Source organism: Nonomuraea sp. NPDC003727 (assembly GCF_053586935.1).
In genome coordinates this window covers 1-16,272 of record NZ_JBSFNE010000019.1, presented here as the reverse complement: position 1 = coordinate 16,272, position 16,272 = coordinate 1, and the positions used below count along the sequence as shown (strand labels likewise).

19 protein-coding genes and 3 tRNA genes are annotated in these 16,272 nt (G+C 69.4%); 10 read left to right on the top strand and 12 right to left on the bottom strand.

What is annotated here, in order from left to right:
• Positions 1-5: 5 nt before the first annotated feature.
• Entirely contained in the window at positions 6-566 is a 561-nt protein-coding gene (locus ACWDLG_RS36090; protein ID WP_449928745.1) for a Uma2 family endonuclease, read from the bottom strand.
• A gap of 124 nt (positions 567-690) precedes the next feature.
• On the bottom strand, positions 691-1,335 hold the full coding sequence (locus tag ACWDLG_RS36085) for an O-methyltransferase (RefSeq protein ID WP_449928743.1): 645 nt from the start codon (positions 1,333-1,335) through the stop codon (positions 691-693).
• 69 nt (positions 1,336-1,404) lie between these two features.
• Here ACWDLG_RS36085 and ACWDLG_RS36080 point away from each other — a divergent pair, with 69 nt between their 5' ends.
• Both ACWDLG_RS36080 and cimA read left to right on the top strand, forming a co-directional pair.
• A complete protein-coding gene (locus ACWDLG_RS36080) occupies positions 1,405-2,055 on the top strand; it encodes a DsbA family protein (RefSeq protein WP_449928741.1) in 651 nt (216 codons plus the stop codon).
• A gap of 175 nt (positions 2,056-2,230) precedes the next feature.
• Complete coding sequence (gene cimA / locus ACWDLG_RS36075) at positions 2,231-3,805, top strand: citramalate synthase (RefSeq protein ID WP_354909650.1); 1,575 nt, start codon at positions 2,231-2,233, stop codon at positions 3,803-3,805.
• Between the two features lie 207 nt (positions 3,806-4,012).
• Here cimA and ACWDLG_RS36070 read toward each other — a convergent pair whose 3' ends face one another.
• Positions 4,013-5,644: a heparinase II/III family protein gene (locus tag ACWDLG_RS36070; RefSeq protein WP_449928738.1), complete on the bottom strand. Its 1,632-nt coding sequence runs from the start codon at positions 5,642-5,644 to the stop codon at positions 4,013-4,015.
• 96 nt (positions 5,645-5,740) lie between these two features.
• Between ACWDLG_RS36070 and ACWDLG_RS36065 the strand changes: the two genes are divergently transcribed.
• Positions 5,741-6,328, top strand: coding sequence for an HD domain-containing protein (locus ACWDLG_RS36065; RefSeq protein ID WP_449928736.1), 588 nt, complete (start codon positions 5,741-5,743; stop codon positions 6,326-6,328).
• Between the two features lie 4 nt (positions 6,329-6,332).
• On the opposite strand, the gene ACWDLG_RS36060 is transcribed toward ACWDLG_RS36065, so the two are convergent.
• Positions 6,333-6,713, bottom strand: a complete 381-nt coding sequence (locus ACWDLG_RS36060) for an antibiotic biosynthesis monooxygenase family protein (protein WP_449928734.1) — start codon at positions 6,711-6,713, stop codon at positions 6,333-6,335.
• 143 nt (positions 6,714-6,856) lie between these two features.
• Between ACWDLG_RS36060 and ACWDLG_RS36055 the strand changes: the two genes are divergently transcribed.
• Positions 6,857-7,060 (top strand): cold-shock protein, encoded by a 204-nt coding sequence (locus tag ACWDLG_RS36055; RefSeq protein ID WP_449928732.1) that lies wholly within the window; start codon positions 6,857-6,859, stop codon positions 7,058-7,060.
• 50 nt (positions 7,061-7,110) lie between these two features.
• Here the strand turns inward: ACWDLG_RS36055 and ACWDLG_RS36050 are convergent, their stop codons facing one another.
• The 6 genes from ACWDLG_RS36050 to ACWDLG_RS36025 are packed head-to-tail and all read right to left on the bottom strand — an operon-like array spanning position 7,111 to position 9,589.
• Complete coding sequence (locus ACWDLG_RS36050; protein WP_449928730.1) at positions 7,111-7,692, bottom strand: hypothetical protein; 582 nt, start codon at positions 7,690-7,692, stop codon at positions 7,111-7,113.
• On the bottom strand, positions 7,689-8,333 hold the full coding sequence (locus ACWDLG_RS36045) for a DUF6286 domain-containing protein (protein ID WP_449928728.1): 645 nt from the start codon (positions 8,331-8,333) through the stop codon (positions 7,689-7,691). Before ACWDLG_RS36045 ends, ACWDLG_RS36050 begins: the two co-directional genes overlap by 4 nt.
• Positions 8,330-8,668 (bottom strand): Asp23/Gls24 family envelope stress response protein, encoded by a 339-nt coding sequence (locus ACWDLG_RS36040; RefSeq protein ID WP_449928726.1) that lies wholly within the window; start codon positions 8,666-8,668, stop codon positions 8,330-8,332. Before ACWDLG_RS36040 ends, ACWDLG_RS36045 begins: the two co-directional genes overlap by 4 nt.
• Positions 8,665-8,853, bottom strand: a complete 189-nt coding sequence (locus ACWDLG_RS36035; protein WP_449928724.1) for a DUF2273 domain-containing protein — start codon at positions 8,851-8,853, stop codon at positions 8,665-8,667. The genes ACWDLG_RS36040 and ACWDLG_RS36035 overlap by 4 nt, the downstream gene beginning before the upstream one ends.
• Positions 8,853-9,128 carry a hypothetical protein gene (locus ACWDLG_RS36030; protein ID WP_354909634.1) on the bottom strand — a complete coding sequence of 92 codons (276 nt, stop codon included), beginning with the start codon at positions 9,126-9,128 and terminating at the stop codon, positions 8,853-8,855. Before ACWDLG_RS36030 ends, ACWDLG_RS36035 begins: the two co-directional genes overlap by 1 nt.
• A complete protein-coding gene (locus ACWDLG_RS36025) occupies positions 9,125-9,589 on the bottom strand; it encodes an Asp23/Gls24 family envelope stress response protein (RefSeq protein ID WP_354910057.1) in 465 nt (154 codons plus the stop codon). The genes ACWDLG_RS36030 and ACWDLG_RS36025 overlap by 4 nt, the downstream gene beginning before the upstream one ends.
• 147 nt (positions 9,590-9,736) lie before the next feature.
• Here ACWDLG_RS36025 and ACWDLG_RS36020 point away from each other — a divergent pair, with 147 nt between their 5' ends.
• Entirely contained in the window at positions 9,737-10,501 is a 765-nt protein-coding gene (locus ACWDLG_RS36020; protein WP_449928722.1) for a fumarylacetoacetate hydrolase family protein, read from the top strand.
• Positions 10,494-11,870: a glutamate--tRNA ligase gene (gene gltX, locus ACWDLG_RS36015; protein ID WP_449928720.1), complete on the top strand. Its 1,377-nt coding sequence runs from the start codon at positions 10,494-10,496 to the stop codon at positions 11,868-11,870. The genes ACWDLG_RS36020 and gltX overlap by 8 nt, the downstream gene beginning before the upstream one ends.
• Here gltX and ACWDLG_RS36010 read toward each other — a convergent pair.
• A complete protein-coding gene (locus tag ACWDLG_RS36010) occupies positions 11,764-13,026 on the bottom strand; it encodes an MATE family efflux transporter (protein ID WP_449928718.1) in 1,263 nt (420 codons plus the stop codon). The genes gltX and ACWDLG_RS36010 overlap by 107 nt on opposite strands.
• Positions 13,027-13,080: 54 nt before the next feature.
• On the opposite strand from ACWDLG_RS36010, the gene ACWDLG_RS36005 reads away from it, so the two are divergent.
• Positions 13,081-13,641, top strand: coding sequence for a PadR family transcriptional regulator (locus ACWDLG_RS36005; protein ID WP_449928716.1), 561 nt, complete (start codon positions 13,081-13,083; stop codon positions 13,639-13,641).
• Positions 13,642-13,717: 76 nt separating this feature from the next.
• Here ACWDLG_RS36005 and ACWDLG_RS36000 read toward each other — a convergent pair whose 3' ends face one another.
• Positions 13,718-15,688 (bottom strand): M3 family metallopeptidase, encoded by a 1,971-nt coding sequence (locus ACWDLG_RS36000; RefSeq protein WP_449928714.1) that lies wholly within the window; start codon positions 15,686-15,688, stop codon positions 13,718-13,720.
• A 158-nt stretch (positions 15,689-15,846) separates the two neighbouring features.
• On the opposite strand from ACWDLG_RS36000, the gene ACWDLG_RS35995 reads away from it, so the two are divergent.
• The 3 genes from ACWDLG_RS35995 to ACWDLG_RS35985 all read left to right on the top strand — a co-directional run bounded on the left by ACWDLG_RS35995 (position 15,847) and on the right by ACWDLG_RS35985 (position 16,232).
• A tRNA-Gln gene (locus ACWDLG_RS35995) sits at positions 15,847-15,918 on the top strand.
• A 148-nt stretch (positions 15,919-16,066) separates the two neighbouring features.
• A tRNA-Glu gene (locus ACWDLG_RS35990) sits at positions 16,067-16,142 on the top strand.
• A gap of 17 nt (positions 16,143-16,159) precedes the next feature.
• A tRNA-Glu gene (locus ACWDLG_RS35985) sits at positions 16,160-16,232 on the top strand.
• Positions 16,233-16,272 lie beyond the last annotated feature (40 nt).

The window sequence follows — 16,272 nt, the reverse complement described above, 5'->3', positions numbered from 1 at the left end:
CCAGGTCACCCGGGCGAACCGGTTTTCGGCGTGCCTGGATCGACGAGCTTGCCGGTGTCGATGGTCAGCGCCCATGGCTGCGGCAGCTCCAGCGGCTTGCCCAGGGCGATCTGGGTTCGCTGGGCGTAGCCGCTCGCGCCCGGCAGGCTGAAGAGGACCACGACTGCCCGGGCGGGATCGATGAGGAGATAGAGCGGGACGCCCGCCTTGGCGTACTCGCGGGGTTTGACCACGTGGTCGTCGTTGACGCTGGACGGCGACACCACCTCCACGACCAGGTTGGTGTCCTGGGCGTAGATCTGGTCGTCTCCCCAGGTGCGCGGGTCGCCGGGCACGACGGTCAGGTCAGGGATGTAGCGGTCGGCCTGCGGGCCGAGGAAGAGCTTGACCAGCTCGCCGAACTCCCAATCGTGTTCGGTGATCACGCTGAAGATCAGCTTGAGCAGTCGAGAGACGATCTTGCTGTGGTCCCAGGTCGGCACGTCGCTCACCACGATCCGGCCGTCGACGACCTCGACACGGTGGTCGGGGAGCAGGTCGCAGATCTGTTGGTAGGCCTCCTGCATTGTCGGCTTCTCTGTGGTCGGTCGTTCCAGAACCTTGGCCATGGGACCATCATCCCCTCCGGGAGGTCGAGCGCAACGTGTTCAGCGCACGACGGATCGTAGCCAAGGCTTGACTGACTTTTGGCTAATTCTTTCGAATCATCGTCAGCCCGTCCGCGACCGGCAGGATCACCGATGTCACGCGAGGGTCGTTCCTGACCAGGTCGTTGAACTCGCGCATGCTCCGCGTCGCCGCGTCCTCGTAGGACGGGTCGGCGACGTGCCCGTTCCACAGCGTGTTGTCCACCATGATCACCCCGCCGGGGCCGAGCCGCTCCATCACCAGTTCGTAGTACGTCGGGCACTGCGCCTTGTCGGCGTCGATGAAGGCCAGGCCGATCTCCTCCTTCAGCTCGCGCAACGCGTCGGCCGCCGGCCCGATGGTGAGCGTGATGCGTGCGGCGACCCCGGCCTTCTCCCAGTAGCGCCTGGCGATCGACGTCCACTCCTCGCTCACGTCGAAGCAGCGCAGCCGACCGCCGGACAGCCCGCGCGCGATGCAGAGCGAGGAGTATCCGGTGAACGTGCCGACCTCCACGGCCAGGGATGGCCGCACCAGTTGTGTGATCATGGTGAGGAAGCGACCTTGGTCGGGTGAGATCTGCATACCGGCGTGGCTGCCGGTGACTTCCCTGGTCTCGGCGGCAAGCTGGTCCAGCAGGTCGTCGGGCGGGGTGGAGTGGGACATGATGTACTGCCCGACGGCGGGTGAGAGGTACGACGCCTTCATGAGGCCCATTCTTCCCACCCGGATAGGCTGACACGCGGTCGAAAACGGATCTTATGGGCGGAGCCATACGTGGAGTTGACGGAGGAGAAGCGGGGTCGTCCCCGGTTGATGGCCGCTTTCGTGGCGCTGGCCGTCCTGGCGGGACTGCTGATCATCGCCGCTCTCCCGAAGGGGAGCGCCGCGGCGGAGGTCAGGCTCGTCCGGCAGGCGGACGGATCCATGCTGCTGGCCAGGCCGGGCGTCGAGGCGCCGGTGCTCGACGTGTTCGAGGACTTCGACTGCCCCTACTGCAAGCAGCTGCACGACACCTCGGAGGCCAAGATCGAGCAGATGGTCGACGAGGGCAGGCTCAGGGTCGTCTTCCACGCCGTGACGATCTTCAGGGAGGAGCCGTCGCGCTCGAACTCCATCAGGGCCGCGGCCGCCGCGCGCTGCGTTCCCTCCGCCAGCTGGCTGGCCTTCCGCTCCCAGCTGTACGCCATCCAGCCGACCCCGCACGGCCAGGCGTCGGGCTACTCGGTGGAGGAACTCGTCGAGGCGGGCAGGAAGGCGGGCGTGACCGACTCGGCGTTCGCCGAGTGCGTGACCACGCAGCGGCACGCCGACCAGCACCTCGAGGACAACGCCAGGATCAGGATCGACGGCACGCCGACGCTGCTGCTCGACGGGCGGCCCATCCGTGACCTGTCGGCCCTCGACGACCAGGGTACGTCGGTCTGATGTCTCGGAGTGTGAGATCGATGTGCCAGATGGTGAGTCCGTATGGCAGACTCGCTAGCACCATGTACTTCGGTCTGCTCATTATCGGCAGGCGCGCTGGCTGACAAAGGACAGAGCCAGCGCGCAGACCTCTCACGTCCGTGAGGGGTCTTTTTCTTTTCCTCAGGAGATCTCGATGGCCGACGACCGCTTCCACGTCTACGACACCACGCTGCGAGATGGCGCACAGCAGGAGGGCCTGAACCTCAGCGTCGCCGACAAGCTCGCTGTCGCGCGTCACCTGGACGGGCTGGGCGTCGGCTTCATCGAGGGGGGCTGGCCCGGCGCCAACCCCAAGGACACCGAGTTCTTCAGGCGCGCTCGAACCGAGCTCGACCTGAACCACGCGCAGCTAGCCGCGTTCGGCGCGACCCGCCGGGCCGGTGTGAAGGCAGCCGACGACCCATTGGTGGCCGCTCTGCGCGAATCCGGCGCGCCGGTCGTGACCCTTGTCGCCAAGAGTCACGACCGGCACGTGGAGCTGGCCCTCCGTACGAGTCTCCAGGAGAACCTCGCGATGATCCGCGACACGGTTTCTCACCTTCGTGCGGAGGGTCAGCGTGTCTTCCTCGACGCCGAGCACTTCTTCGACGGCTACAACTCCAACCCAGCCTACGCGCTGGAGGTGCTGAGGACCGCCGCCGAGGCAGGGGCCGACGTCATCGCCCTGTGCGACACCAACGGCGGCATGCTGCCCGACGAGCTCGCCGACGTGGTGCACGCGGCCGTGCAGACCGGTGCCCGCGTCGGCATCCACTGCCACGACGACACGGGCTGCGCGGTGGCCAACACGCTGGCCGCCGTCAAGGCGGGCGCCACGCACGTGCAGGGCTGCGCCAACGGCTACGGCGAGCGCTCCGGCAACGCCAACCTCTTCACCGTCGTGGCCAACCTGCAGCTCAAGCGCGGGTTCGACCTGGTGCCGGCGGCGGCGCTGGCCGACATGACCCGCATCGCCCACGCGATCACCGAGGTCACCAACGTGACCCCCAACTCCCACGCCCCCTACGTGGGCACTTCGGCCTTCGCGCACAAGGCGGGCCTGCACGCCAGCGCCATCAAGGTCGACCCGAACCTCTACCAGCACATCGACCCCGCGCTGGTCGGCAACGACATGCGCATGCTGGTCTCCGACATGGCCGGCCGCGCCTCGGTCGAGCTCAAGGGCCGTGAGCTGGGTTACGAGCTGACCCCCGAGTCCACCAAGACGCTCGTGGGCAGGGTGAAGGACCTGGAGGCCAAGGGCTACACCTTCGAGGCCGCCGACGCCTCCTTCGAGCTGCTGCTGCGCGACACCGTCCACGGCGCCCGCAGGCGCCACTTCGAGGTCGAGTCGTGGCGGGTGATCGTGGAGCGCACCAAGGGCGGCGAGGTGATCAGCGAGGCCACCGTCAAGGTCCACGCCAAGGGGGAGCGCATCGTCGCCACCGGCGAGGGCAACGGCCCGGTCAACGCGCTGGACAAGGCGGTCCGGCTGGCGCTGGAGAAGCTCTACCCCGAGCTGGCCAAGCTGGAGCTGGTCGACTACAAGGTCCGCATCCTGGAGGGCTCGCACGGCACGGGCGCCATCACCCGCGTCCTCATCACCTCCAGCGACGAGAGCGGCGAGTGGGCGACCGTGGGCGTCGACGAGAACATCATCGAGGCCAGCTGGCAGGCGCTGGAGCAGGCGGTCACCTTCGGCCTGCTGCGCTCGGGCCGCGAGCTGTAGCGAATCCCGTGAGCTGTAGCGAATTCTGCGAGCTGTAGTGAATCCTGCGAGCTGTAGTGAATCCTGCGAGCTGTAGTGAATCCCGCGGGCTGTTGCGAACCCGCCGGCGCCGGCGGATCCGGGACGCCGGACCCGGCCCGCGGTCCCGGCCCACCCCGGCCCAACCCCGGCCGGACTCGACCGGGATGCCGGGTGGGCCGGTGACGGCTAGAAGATCGAGGCCTTGAAGGTGACCGGGCCGTCAGCGGCCTGCACGGTCACCTTCCCCCCTGCGCACGACACCTTGGGCTGGTCCGTGCCCGGCACGATCACCGTCAGGACGGACCGCGCGGCGGGCGAGACGACCGCGGTGGCCGGGTTCTTGGACATGTACGTCGGCGACACCCAGCCGAGGGTGCCGCCCCGCTCGACCTTCTGCCCGCCGAGCGGCTTGCAGTCCGCCAGCTGCACCAGGCTGACCTTGAACTTGCCGTCGCCCAGCACCACCTTGCCGCCGGCGTTGGAGACCTGCTTGAGCGCCGAGTCGAAGCGCCAGATGCTGCTGACCTTCTTGCCGCCGCCCGCCGTGTCGAGCACGGCCATCACGTCCTGGTCGTGGTTGACGAGCACCGACCTGGTACGGCTGACGCCGTACGCCTTGTCGGTGAGCTGGTAGCGCTGCCTGTCCTTGTCGTAGGAGGTCTTCACCAGCCTGGTGGCGGTCCTGGGCCGGAAGCGGGCGCCGACCACGGTCGGGACGTTGTGCGCCTCGGGGGACATGGTCCAGTACCTGTAGCGGGTGGACTCGTAGGAGTGGAAGCCCGCGTCGACCAGCACGTCCCTGCCGTGGGCGAAGTAGGTGAGGCCGAGGTGGTCCTCGTGGCCGTGGAATTTGGTGCCCGGACCGAACCTGATGGAGTAGTGCGCCGCTTCGGGCTTGTTCCAGGCGGTCCTGCCGTACACGTAGCCGGCCTTGAAGACCTTGACCTTCTCCGACGGGTTGGGGAAGCCGGTGGGCTCGTGGTCGGCGCCGCCGTCGCCGATCGGCACCATGTAGCCGTTGGGCCTGGTGGAGTGCATGATGAAGGTGCCCAGCCTGCCCCAGCGTCCGGCGATCTCGCCCGGCACCTTGCGACCGCAGTCCTTGAGGTTGTCCATCGCGACCTTGAGCCGGTCGTGGACGTAGATGGCGTAGCGGGGGGCCTGCTCCATCAGCGCGCCCTGCGAGTCGATGTCGAGCCGCACGGTCTTGGTCAGCCGCTTGATCGCGTGGTCCTGCCAGCGCCTGTCGCCGAGGCGGCAGCCGATGCCGAGCAGCGCGATGTCCTGGTCGATGCCGTGGTTGTGGCCCCACTCGTAGAGGCGGTCGTCGCCCAGGACCCTGGCGTGCTCGACCAGGCTCTGCTTGAGCCACGGGGCGTCGACGTGCTTGCTCAGGCACACCAGGGCCGGGGTGCGCAGGGCGATGGGGTGCTCGGCCCACGCGTAGGGGCTGGCGGGGGAGCGGCGGGGGTTGTCCTTGACCCAGTCCTTGGCGATCTCGGTGGCCCTGGCGAGATAGCGCGCGTCGCCGTTGCCCTCGTACTCGGCGACCAGGCGGCCCATCCAGCGCAGGGAGTGGAACACCATGCCCCAGGACCGGTTGCGGTAGGGGTTGGTGCGCCAGTCGACGTCCTGGCCGATCTTGACGGGCGGCAGGTCGAGGAAGGAGATCTCGCCCTTCATCACGTCACCGGCGGTCGGCGTGGCGGGCAGCCAGTCGCCCTGGCACTCGGCGGTGCGTTTCACGGCCGCGCTCGCGGGGTGGACCAGCCCTCCAAGGGCGAGCAGGAGGGCAAGGGGGAGAGCGAGGCGGCGCACGCCAGATCCTTCCGGAACGAACCGAGGGGGCGGAACATGTTGTCCGGAATAAGATCACCTGGTCAAGCTGGGATGGGACATCGTTATCGTGACGGCATGAACATCGTGATTCCCGACACGACGGCCTGCCGTATGTCGCTCGAAGTCGCCACTGCCTTCCATACGCCGGCGCTGCTCAACCACTCCGTCCGCGCCTACGTCTGGGCCGCCGCCTACGCGCGGGACCGTGGCATCTCCTTCGACGCCGAGCTGCTCTACGTGTCGGCGATGCTGCACGATCTGGGCCTCGCGAAGGCCTTCGACAACCACTCCGTGCCCTTCGAGGAGGCGGGAGGGCACGTGGCGTGGGTGTTCGGCGCGGGCGCCGGCTGGCCCCTCGAGCGGCGGCAGCGCGCGGCCGAGGTGATCGTCCGGCACATGTGGGCCGAGGTGGACGTCGAGAAGGACCCCGAAGGGCACCTGCTCGAACTGTCCACCGGCATGGACGTCTCCGGGCGCGGCACCGAGGCCATCCCCGCCGGGCTGCGCGACGAGGTGCTGGCGCGCTACCCGCGGCTCGGCCTCGCGAAGGAGTTCGTCGCCTGCTTCGAGAGCCAGGCCGAGCGCAAGCCTGACAGCCTGGCGGCGACGTTCGTGCGCGGCGGGTTCGCCGCCCGCGTGGCGGCCAACCCGCTGGACCGCTAGATCCCTAGGACTTGGGGCCCGTGCTCTGGACGACCTCGAAGGACCAGAGCTCCGAGCCCGTGGCGGCGGGGCCCTGGCCGTGACCGTGACCCTGCCCCTGGCCGTGACCGTGGCCCTGGCCCTGCGCCTGCCCCTGCGCGTCGGCCTGGGCCTGCGCGTGCCCGGCCTCGAAGGCCCTGCTGGACTGCCAGTTCTGGAAGTCCTCCTCGCTGCGCCAGCGGGTGTAGACGAGGTAGGTGTCGGTGCCCTCGACGGGGCGCAGCAGCTCGAACCACTCGAAGCCGTCGGAGGACTCGACCATCCCGGCCCGCCCCGAGAAGCGGCGTTCGAGCTCCTCGCGCATCTCCGCCGGGACGGACAGCACGTTGATCTTCACTACGGACATGGGATCCACCCTCCCATACGTCATCTTTTTGCCCACCATTGGCGCTGAGCTTCACACTTTGGACTGCCACCTCGCGGAATGCGGGGTAGGGTCCGCAACGCAGCCTCGCGCACAGTGGCGAGGCTCATCAGAAGGAGAAGCAGTTGTCTGAAGGCACCGTGAAGTGGTTCAACGCCGAGAAGGGCTTCGGGTTCATCGCGCCCGACGACGGTAGCGCGGACGTTTTCGTCCACTACTCGGCCATCACCACCAGCGGCTACCGCTCGCTCGAGGAGAACCAGCGGGTCTCGTTCGAGACCACTCGCGGCCCCAAGGGGCTGCAGGCCGAGCAGGTCGTCCCGCTGTAACCGAATGCTGTAACCGAACGGAGGCGGGGTCCCGCGCGGGCCCCGCCTCGTCATTTCACCACCCGCTTCGGCGGCGCCGGCCGTTCCAGGTCGACCCGCGCCACCGCCGGCAGCAGGTCGGTCGCCAGCGCCTGCATGACGTGCGGCACGGTCACCGTGGCCAGCTGGTGCCGCAGCACGCTGATCGGCACCCTGTCGTCGGCGGTCACGCGCAGCCGCAGCCGGGGCCGGTCCCTGTCGCCCGCCAGCGTCGCGCGGGCCGCCTGCACCGACGGCAGCGCGCACAGCTCGGTCGAGGCGGCCTTGGCCACCGACTGGGCGGCGACCGTGGTCTCGCCCTCCGTGCCGCTGTCCACCCTGATCTCTCCCAGCGTGTCCGTACGGCCCTGCGCCACCAGCCAGCGCATCCCGACCAGCGCCACGATCACCGCGAGCACGGCCAGCGCCCACCAGATCCACGGCGAGTACCTGGTGAAGAAGTCGATGACCGGCCGGCCGACCAGTGGCTCGGCAGCCGGCGCCCAGTCCTGCGGCAGCACGCGCAGCCCGCGCGCCAGCGCCAGGCCACCGCCGATGACGAGCAGCAGGCCGAGAACGGCCAGCCCGGTACGGTTGCCGCGCCCCGTCGTCATCGCCGCTCCTTCATCGAGACGGACACGCGGTGGTCGGCGACGGGGTCGAGCGCCTCGATCCTGGCGGTCACCGCGTGCAGCACGGCCTCCGACAGTCTGGCGTCGTCCCAGCCGGAGGCGCGGGCGACGACGGTCACGCTGCCCCGCCGTACGGTGGCCTTGGCCGAGTGCACGCCGGGCACGTCCTCCGCCGCGCGGGCGAGCGCGGCGGCGAACCCTCTCGGGCGCAGCCCGATGACCAGGTCGGGGTCGCCGGTGTGCACGGGCACCGTGCGGACGCGCCCGCCGCGCAGGGCCAGGACCAGCAGCACGAGTCCGACGAGCACCAGCACGGCGGCCCCGGCGAGGACCGCGGGCTGGTCCCATCGCGTCGTCGTCGCCCACGACAGCAGGACACCCTGCGGGAGCCAGCTCACCGGCCGCCCCGTGAGCGTCGTGATGATCTCGACGGCCGCGACGAACCCGACCGCCGCCAGCGCCAGCGCGGCCAGCGACGCCGGGATCGTCCTGCGCGACCTGAACGCGTGCCGCGCCGCCCGGTCGGCGGCCGGATAGGGCGGCGGGACGGGCTGCGCTCCGGGCGCCGCGGGATGCGGGACCGTCGGCCACCCCTCCTCCTCCGGTACGGCCGGCAGCGTCATGGCCGGACCTCCAGGCTCGTCACGCGCACGTCGACCTGCGCCACCTCGAGGCCGGTCAGCTCCAGCACCCTGCGCGCGACGTGCCCCCTGATCTCCGCGGCCACGGCGGAGATGAGCGAGGGGTACTCGAGCGCCACGTCCAGCCAGATCATGGTCAGGTCGCCGTCGACCCTGGCCACGGGGGCGTGCCGGCGGGCGACCGCGCGCACCATGTCCACCTCGCAGGCGGCCTGCAGGGCGATTCCGGAGACGACCCGCTCGCCGATGCGGGTACGGCCCCGCTGCTCGGCGGGCACCCGCTGGGCGGGGATGACGATCGAGGCGCTCGTGGTCATCGTCGCCTCGAGGTGAAGCCCGACAGGTCGATCGCGCCGGTCTCGGCCATGCGACCGACCAGGAGCCCGAGCCCGCCCAGCACGAGGACCAGCAAGAACGCGCTCAGGCCGCCGAAGGCGGCGGTGAGGCCGAGGATGATGCCGACGGCCATGCCGATGATCGGCAGCACGTGGATGGTGCTCATCAGTCCTCCAGGTCGTCGATCGCCACGTTGACGGGGCGGCTGCCGACCAGCGGCGCGACGGCCATGCGCACCTCGTCGGCGGTGATGTACAGGGGACGGCCGCCCTTGGCGACGATGGCGATCTCCACCTGGTCGTCGCGGACGGCCACACCGGCCAGCCGCTCGCCGGGAAGGTACGTCGCCACGGTGCCGTACGGGCCGCCCGAGAGCGCCGACACGCCCGGGCAGTTCCGCACCCGCTCGGCGATGGCGTGGGCCAGCCCGTCGTCGGTCATTGGACTCGCGACTCCCGCTGGCCCGAGCTGTCGGGGAGCCTGGCCGACTCGGGCAGGTGGACGTCGTTCACGTTGACGTTCACCTCGGTCACCTCGAGGCCGGTCATGCGCTCGATGGCTGCTATCACGTTCCTGCGGACGGCGCCGGCCAGGTCGGGGATGGCCGCGCCGTACTCCACGATGAGGTCGAGGTCGACCGCCGCCTGGCGCTCGCCGACCTCCACCTGCACGCCCTGGGTGACGCTCCGCTCCGCGCCGACCATGCCGCGCATGGCGCCGATGGCGCGCCCGGCGCCGCCGCCCATGTCGTGGACGCCGGCCACCTCGCGCGCGGCGAGTCCGGCGATCTTCGCGACCACGCCGTCGGCGATGGTGGTCCTGCCCTGCTCGGTGACGAGGGTGTCGTTCTGTGTCCTCGCTCGCGGCACGGTGGTCGTCGTACTGCCGCTGTTGCTGGGCATCGCTTCTGCCACGATCGGTCACCCCCGCTCGGGAAACGACTCCCTTGTCCTGTTGCCGGGTGATTGTTGGCCATTCGCGGTTTAAAGGGGGTTTTGGCGATTAATGGAGCCGCCGAGGCATCGGGTGGACGGCACTAGCCTTGTCATGTGCGTATAGCGAGGTTCTCCACAGGCGACGAGGTCGTCTTCGGCGTGGTCGAGGGCGATGTCGTCTCGGCGATCGCCGGGCACCCCTTCAACCAGGTCCAGTTCACCGGTGAGCGCTATCCGCTCGCCGATGTACGGCTGCTGGCCCCGATGCTGCCCAGCAAGGTCATCGCCATCGGCAGAAACTACGCCGAGCACGCCAAGGAGCTCGGCAACGAGGTGCCCGAGGAGCCGCTCATCTTCATGAAGCCCTCCACCTCGGTCATCGGCCACGGCGACGCGATCGCCTACCCCACCGCCCAGTCGCGACGGGTCGACTACGAGGGCGAGCTGGCGGTGGTGATCGGCAGGCTCTGCCGCGAGGTGCCGGTCGAGCGCGCCAAGGACGTCATCTTCGGCTACACCTGCGCGAACGATGTCACCGCTCGCGACCTGCAGAAGAAGGACGTGCAGTTCACCAGGGCGAAGGGGTTCGACACCTTCTGCCCGATCGGGCCGTGGATCCAGACCGACCTCGACCCCGCCGACCTGGCCCTGACCACCACGGTCAACGGCGAGGTCCGGCAGAGCGGTCGCACCTCCCAGCTCATCAACGACATCCCCGCGCTGGTGGCCTATGTCAGCGCGGTCATGACGCTGATTCCCGGTGACGTCATCCTGACCGGCACCCCCGCGGGTGTGGGCCCGCTCGAGATCGGGGACGAGGTCAGCGTCGGCATCGAAGGCATCGGCACTCTGACGAACAAGGTGGTCTCTCGTGACTGAAGTACGGGTGCGCTTCGCCCCGTCTCCCACTGGCATGTTCCACGTCGGCGGCGCCCGCACGGCGCTGTTCAACTGGGCGCTGGCCGAGCAGTCCGGCGGCAGGTTCGTGCTGCGCATCGAGGACACCGACGCCACGCGTAACCGCCCCGAGTGGACCGAGGGCATCATCTCGGCGCTCGACTGGATCGGCATCAACGGCACCAACCCGGTCTTCGAGGGCCCCTACTTCCAGTCGGCCTTCGAGCCGCAGCACCGGGAGGCCGTCGCCAAGCTGCTGGCCGACGGCAGGGCCTACTACTGCGACTGCACCCGCGAGGACCTGGTCGCGCGCACGGGCTCCGAGCACAAGGGCTACGACGGCTTCTGCCGTGAGCGTGGCCTGACCTCGGGCGCGGTCCGCTTCCGCACGCCCGACGAGGGCGTCACGGTCGTCGACGACGTCATCCGCGGCCGGGTGGAGTTCCCCAACAGCGCGCAGGAGGACTTCGTCATCGCGCGCACCGACGGCTCGCCGCTCTACGTCATCGCCAACGCGGTCGACGACATCACCCAGAACATCACCCACGTCGTGCGGGGCGAGGAGCACCTGGGCAACGCCGCCAAGCAGATGCTGCTGTGGCCCGCGCTCGGCGCCAGGCCGCCGGTGTGGGCGCACCTGCCGGTGATCGTCAACGAGCAGCGCAAGAAGCTGTCGAAGCGGCGCGACAAGGTGGCGCTGGAGTCCTACCGCGAGGAGGGCTACCTCGCCGAGGCGATGGTCAACTACCTCATGCTGCTCGGCTGGGGCACCGGCGAGGACCGCGAGATCATGCCATGGGCCGACATGATGCCCAGGTTCCGCCTGGAGGACGTCAACTCCGCCAGCGCCTTCTTCGACGAGAAGAAGCTGCGGGCCTTCAACGGCGAGTACATCCGGGCCCTGCCGCTGGAGACCTTCGAGGAGCGCTGCCTGCCGTACCTCGACCCCTCGTGGGACGCCGAGCTGTTCAGCAAGGTCGCCGTGCTGGCCCAGACCCGCATCGCCGTGCTGTCGGAGATCAGGTCGAACGTGGAGTTCCTGTTCGTCGAGGAGCCGGTCTTCGACCAGGCCTCGTGGGACAAGGCGATGAAGGCGAACGCCCCCGAGATCATCGAGGCCTACCTGGAGCGGCTGGAGACGGTCAACTGGGACCCCGAGTCGCTCAAGGAGGCGCTGGAGGACGTCGGCGTCGCCCTGGGCGGGCTCAAGCTCAGCAAGACCCAGGCCCCGGTGCGCGTGGCGATCACCGGCCGGACGGTGGGCCTGCCGCTGTTCGAGTCGATCGAGGTGCTGGGGCGGGAGCGCTCGCGCGAGCGCCTGCGCGCCGCACTGGCGCGACTGCGAGGCTGAGCGTGGTCCCGGCCGCCATCGCGAGCCAGACCCCGGTGACACCGAGCCACGAGCTCAGCAGATAGGCGAGGGGCAGCTGTACGGCGAAGCCCGCCAGCGTGGCGGCGAGCAGTCGGCTGCCCCTTCCGCTCGCCTGGGCCACCCCGCCGGCCGCGATGAGGCCGCCGAAGGGCACCAGGTAGAGCGTCATCCAGCGCAGGAAGCTGACGGCGGCGGCCGGGTCGTCGGTGAAGAGGGCCGCGGCGGGCTCGGCGACGGCGTTGAGCACCAGCGCCACCAGCGCGCCGCAGGCCAGTCCCGTCACCAGTGGCGAGCCGGTCGCCTCCGAGCGGGCCGTACGGATCATGGCGGCCTGCCGCAGCGCGTAGAACGCCATCACGCCCGCCAGCATGATCTTCATGCCGATGCCGTACCCGGCCTGCGCGGCGACGCCGAAACGGGCGACGATCTCGATGAGGAGCAGCCCGACCAGGGCGCGGGCCAGGAAGTCCGCTGAGATCGGCAGGCCGGTCCTGATGATCTCCCAGGCGCCTTCGCCGCCCTCGGCGTCGCGGGGCGCCATCCTCGCGAGCGTCCGCAGGGAGACCGCCAGCGTGATGGCGCGCGCGAGCACGGTGGCCAGCGCGGCGCCCTGGACGCCCATGCCCGCGCCGTGGATGAACACCGGGTCGAGCACGATGACCAGCGCGTTGCAGATCAGCGCGTTGCGCATCGGGATCCTGGTGTTGCCGAGCCCCTTGACCACGCCGTCGGCCAGCGACTGCGCGAAGTAGATCGGCAGGCCCGCCATCGAGATCAGGAAGAAGTCGGCGGTCAGCGCGGCCGAGGCGGCGTCGGCGGTGAGCAGTCGCGCCAGCGGCTCGCGCAGCAGCAGGCCGGGAACCACGACCGCGGCCGAACCCACCAGCCACAGCCGCCAGCCCGACCTGATCAGCGGCGTGATGGGAGCCTTGCCGTCCCTGCGGCCGACCAGCACGGTGACGCCGGTGACGAGGGACATGATCAGCCCGTAGGCGAAGTACTCGGTGGTGGTCGCCACGGTCACCGCCGCGACGGCGGCGTCGCCGAGGCTGGAGACCCAGAGCAGGTCGATGACGCTCACCGCGACGACGGCGGTGAGCAACTCCACGTAGACGGGCAGGGCCAGACGGATCACTGATTACCTCGATTCGCTGTATCTCGATTAGAGGTATAGCGATACGATGCGCCCATGGCAAGTGGCGGGGATCTGACGCTGATGATCCTGGGATTCCTCAACCAGCGGCCGATGCACGGCTACGAGCTCAAGTCGCGGCTGGCCGCGCTCACCGGGCACCTGCGCCCGGTCAGTGACGGCGCGCTCTACCCGGCCATCGCGCGGATGGAGAGCAAGGGGCTGCTGGAACGGCACGAGGAGGAAGGCGCGGCCGCGGCGCGCAGGCAGGTGCTCACCATCACCGCCGAAGGGCGGCAGGAGCTGATGCGGCGGCTGCGGGAACCGGCCGAGCTGGACATCAGCGACCAGACGCGCTTCTTCGCGCTGCTGACGTTCCTGTCGGCGCTGGAGGACCCTTCACTCCAGGCCGAGGTGCTGCGCAGGCGTCTGGCCTTCCTGGACAGGCCGACGAGCTTCTTCTACGAGGACGGCAGGCCGCTACGGGCCGAGGAGACCCCCGACCCGTTCCACCGCGGCATGCTGCTGATCGCCCGAGCCACCGGCACGGCCGAGCGCGACTGGCTCAGGACGACCATCGCGGAGCTCACGGGCTCCGGCCGGGGCGGCGACCCGTGAGCAGGAGCCGCCCGCCGGCGAGGGCCGAGCAACGCGCGAGCGGCGGCCGCCCGGCCGGGACCGCGGGCGGCGGCTGCTAGTCGAGACCGCGGCGCTTGAGCAGCGGCTCGATGCGCGGGTCGCGCCCGCGGAAGTTGCGGAAGGCGGTCAGCGGGTCCATCCCGCCACCGCGCGACAGCAGCTCCTTGCGGAAGTGGTCGCCGTTCTCCCTGGCGAGGCCGCCGTTCTCCTTGAACCACTCCACGCTCTCGGCGTCGAGCACCTCGCTCCAGATGTAGGAGTAGTAGCCGGCGCTGTAGCCGCCGGCGAAGATGTGGGCGAAGTAGTTGGTCCGGTAGCGCGGCCTGACCAGCGGGAAGGCGATCTGGGCCGCCTCCAGCGCGGCCGCCTCGAACGCCTCGGCGTCCGCCACGCTCTCACCCGGCGCCAGCCTGTGCCATGCCCAGTCGAGCAGCGTGGCGGCCAGGTACTCGACCGTCATGAAGCCCTGGTTGAACTTCTCCGCCGCCTTCATCTTCTCCACCAGCTCGGCGGGCATGGGCTCGCCGGTCTCGTGGTGCTTGGCGTAGTTGGCGAGGATCTCCGGCCAGGTCGTCCACATCTCGTTGACCTGCGAGGGGTACTCCACGAAGTCGCGGGGCACGTGGGTGCCCGACACCCGGGGGTAGCGCACCTCGGAGAACAGGCCGTGCAGGGCGTGGCCGAACTCGTGGAAGGCGGTGTTGACCTCGTCGTAGGTGAGCAGGGTCGGGCCGCTCGCGGGCTTGGTGATGTTGAGGTTGTTCATCACCACCGGCTTGTCGCCGAACAGGTACGACTGGTCGACGAGGTTGTTCATCCACGCGCCGCCGCGCTTGGTGGCCCTGGCGTAGGGGTCGAGCGCGAACAGGCCGAGCGGCGAGCCGTCCTCGTTGAACACCTCGAAGATCGTCATGTCCTCGTGGTAGCCCTTGAGGTCGGGCCGCTCGGTGAAGGTCACGCCGTACAGCTGGGTCGCGGCGTGGAAGACGCCGTCCCTGAAGACCCTGTTGAGCTCGAAGTAGGGCCGCATCGCGTCGGCGTCGAAGTCGTAGCGCGCCTTGCGCACCCTCTCGGCGTAGAACGACCAGTCCCACGGCTCGATCGCGAACCCGGCCTGCTCGGCCAGCGCCTCCGCCTCCTTCCTGGCGTTGCGGACGGCCGGCCCGACGAGCTGGCCGAGCATCTCCTCGACCGCCTCGACGGTCTTGGCCGTCTGGTCGGCCACGACGTAGGCGGCGTGGGAGGGGAAGCCGAGCAGGGCGGCGCGCTCGGCGCGCAGGGTCGCCATCCTGACGGCCAGTTCCAGGTTGGGCCGGGCCCGCTCTACGCTGAGCGTGTAGAGCCTGCGCCTGGTCTCCCTGTCGGTCAGCTGGGCGAGCCCCGGCTGGTTGGTGAAGTTGAGCAGCGGCAGGACGTAGCGGCCGTCCTCCTGGCGGATCGCCGCGATCTGGGCCTCGTCGAAGCCGTCGAGCTCCTTGGGGTCCGTCACGACCAGGGCTTCTTCGGTGGAGGCCTTGAGCAGGTTCTGCGAGAACTCGGTGGAGCGCCTGGACAGCTCCTCGTTGAGCTCCCTCAGCCTGGCCTGCTCCTGCTCGCCCAGGTCGGCGCCGGCGCGGATGAAGTCCTCACGGTACTTCTCCAGCAGCCACGCCTCCTCGGCGTCCTCGGTGGTGACCCGTTTGATCCGCTCCCACAGGGCGCGGTTGAGCCTGACCTCGTCGCTGTGCTTGGTCAGCCGAGGGGAGACCTCGGTCTCGATGGCCATGATGCCGTCGGTCGAGTTGGACGCGGCGATGCTGAAGAAGACGGTCGCGGTCCTGTTGAGGATCTGTCCCGAGCGCTCGAGCGCCGCGATGGTGTTGTCGAAGGTGGGCGCTTCGGGGTTGTTCGCGATCGCGTCGACCTCGGCCAGGTGGTCGGCCATGCCGCGCTCGAAGGCCGGCAGGTAGTGCTCCTCGCTGATCTCCTCGAACCGGGGCAGCTGGTAGGGCAGGCTGCTGGGGGCGAAGAACGGGTTCTCAGCCAACGCTAGGGCTCCTCCACGTGGTGTTTTGTCCTCTTCAGCTTGGCACGAGCGAGCCGCGGACGCGCTGGTTGAGCAATCGTTTTGGCCTTGTGCCCCTACCTGGGCTATTCTTTCGGAGTCGCCAGCGAGCGGATCCCGACAGGGAAACGTGAGCGCGGTGGGGTATGGTGTAATTGGCAACACGACTGATTCTGGTTCAGTTATTCTAGGTTCGAGTCCTGGTACCCCAGCTCTGCAAACGGATGTCCACACATGGACATCCGTTTTTGCGTTTCCGCGACATGCCTGGTGGGTAGGCCGTCAGTTTGGCTGTGCTCCACGAGGTGCGGTACAGTTACATCCGTTGCCGGGGAGACCCGGCACATCGCTTGTGGACAGGGTCCCGTCGTCTAGTGGCCCAGGACGCCGCCCTCTCAAGGCGGTAGCGCCGGTTCGAATCCGGTCGGGACTACCACTGCCGCAAGCCGCTTCGGTCCCGTCGTCTAGTGGCCCAGGACGCCGCCCTCTCAAGGCGGTAGCGCCGGTTCGAATCCGGTCGGGACTACATCGGCAGAAACCCGGATGCCCGTCGGCATCCGGGTTTC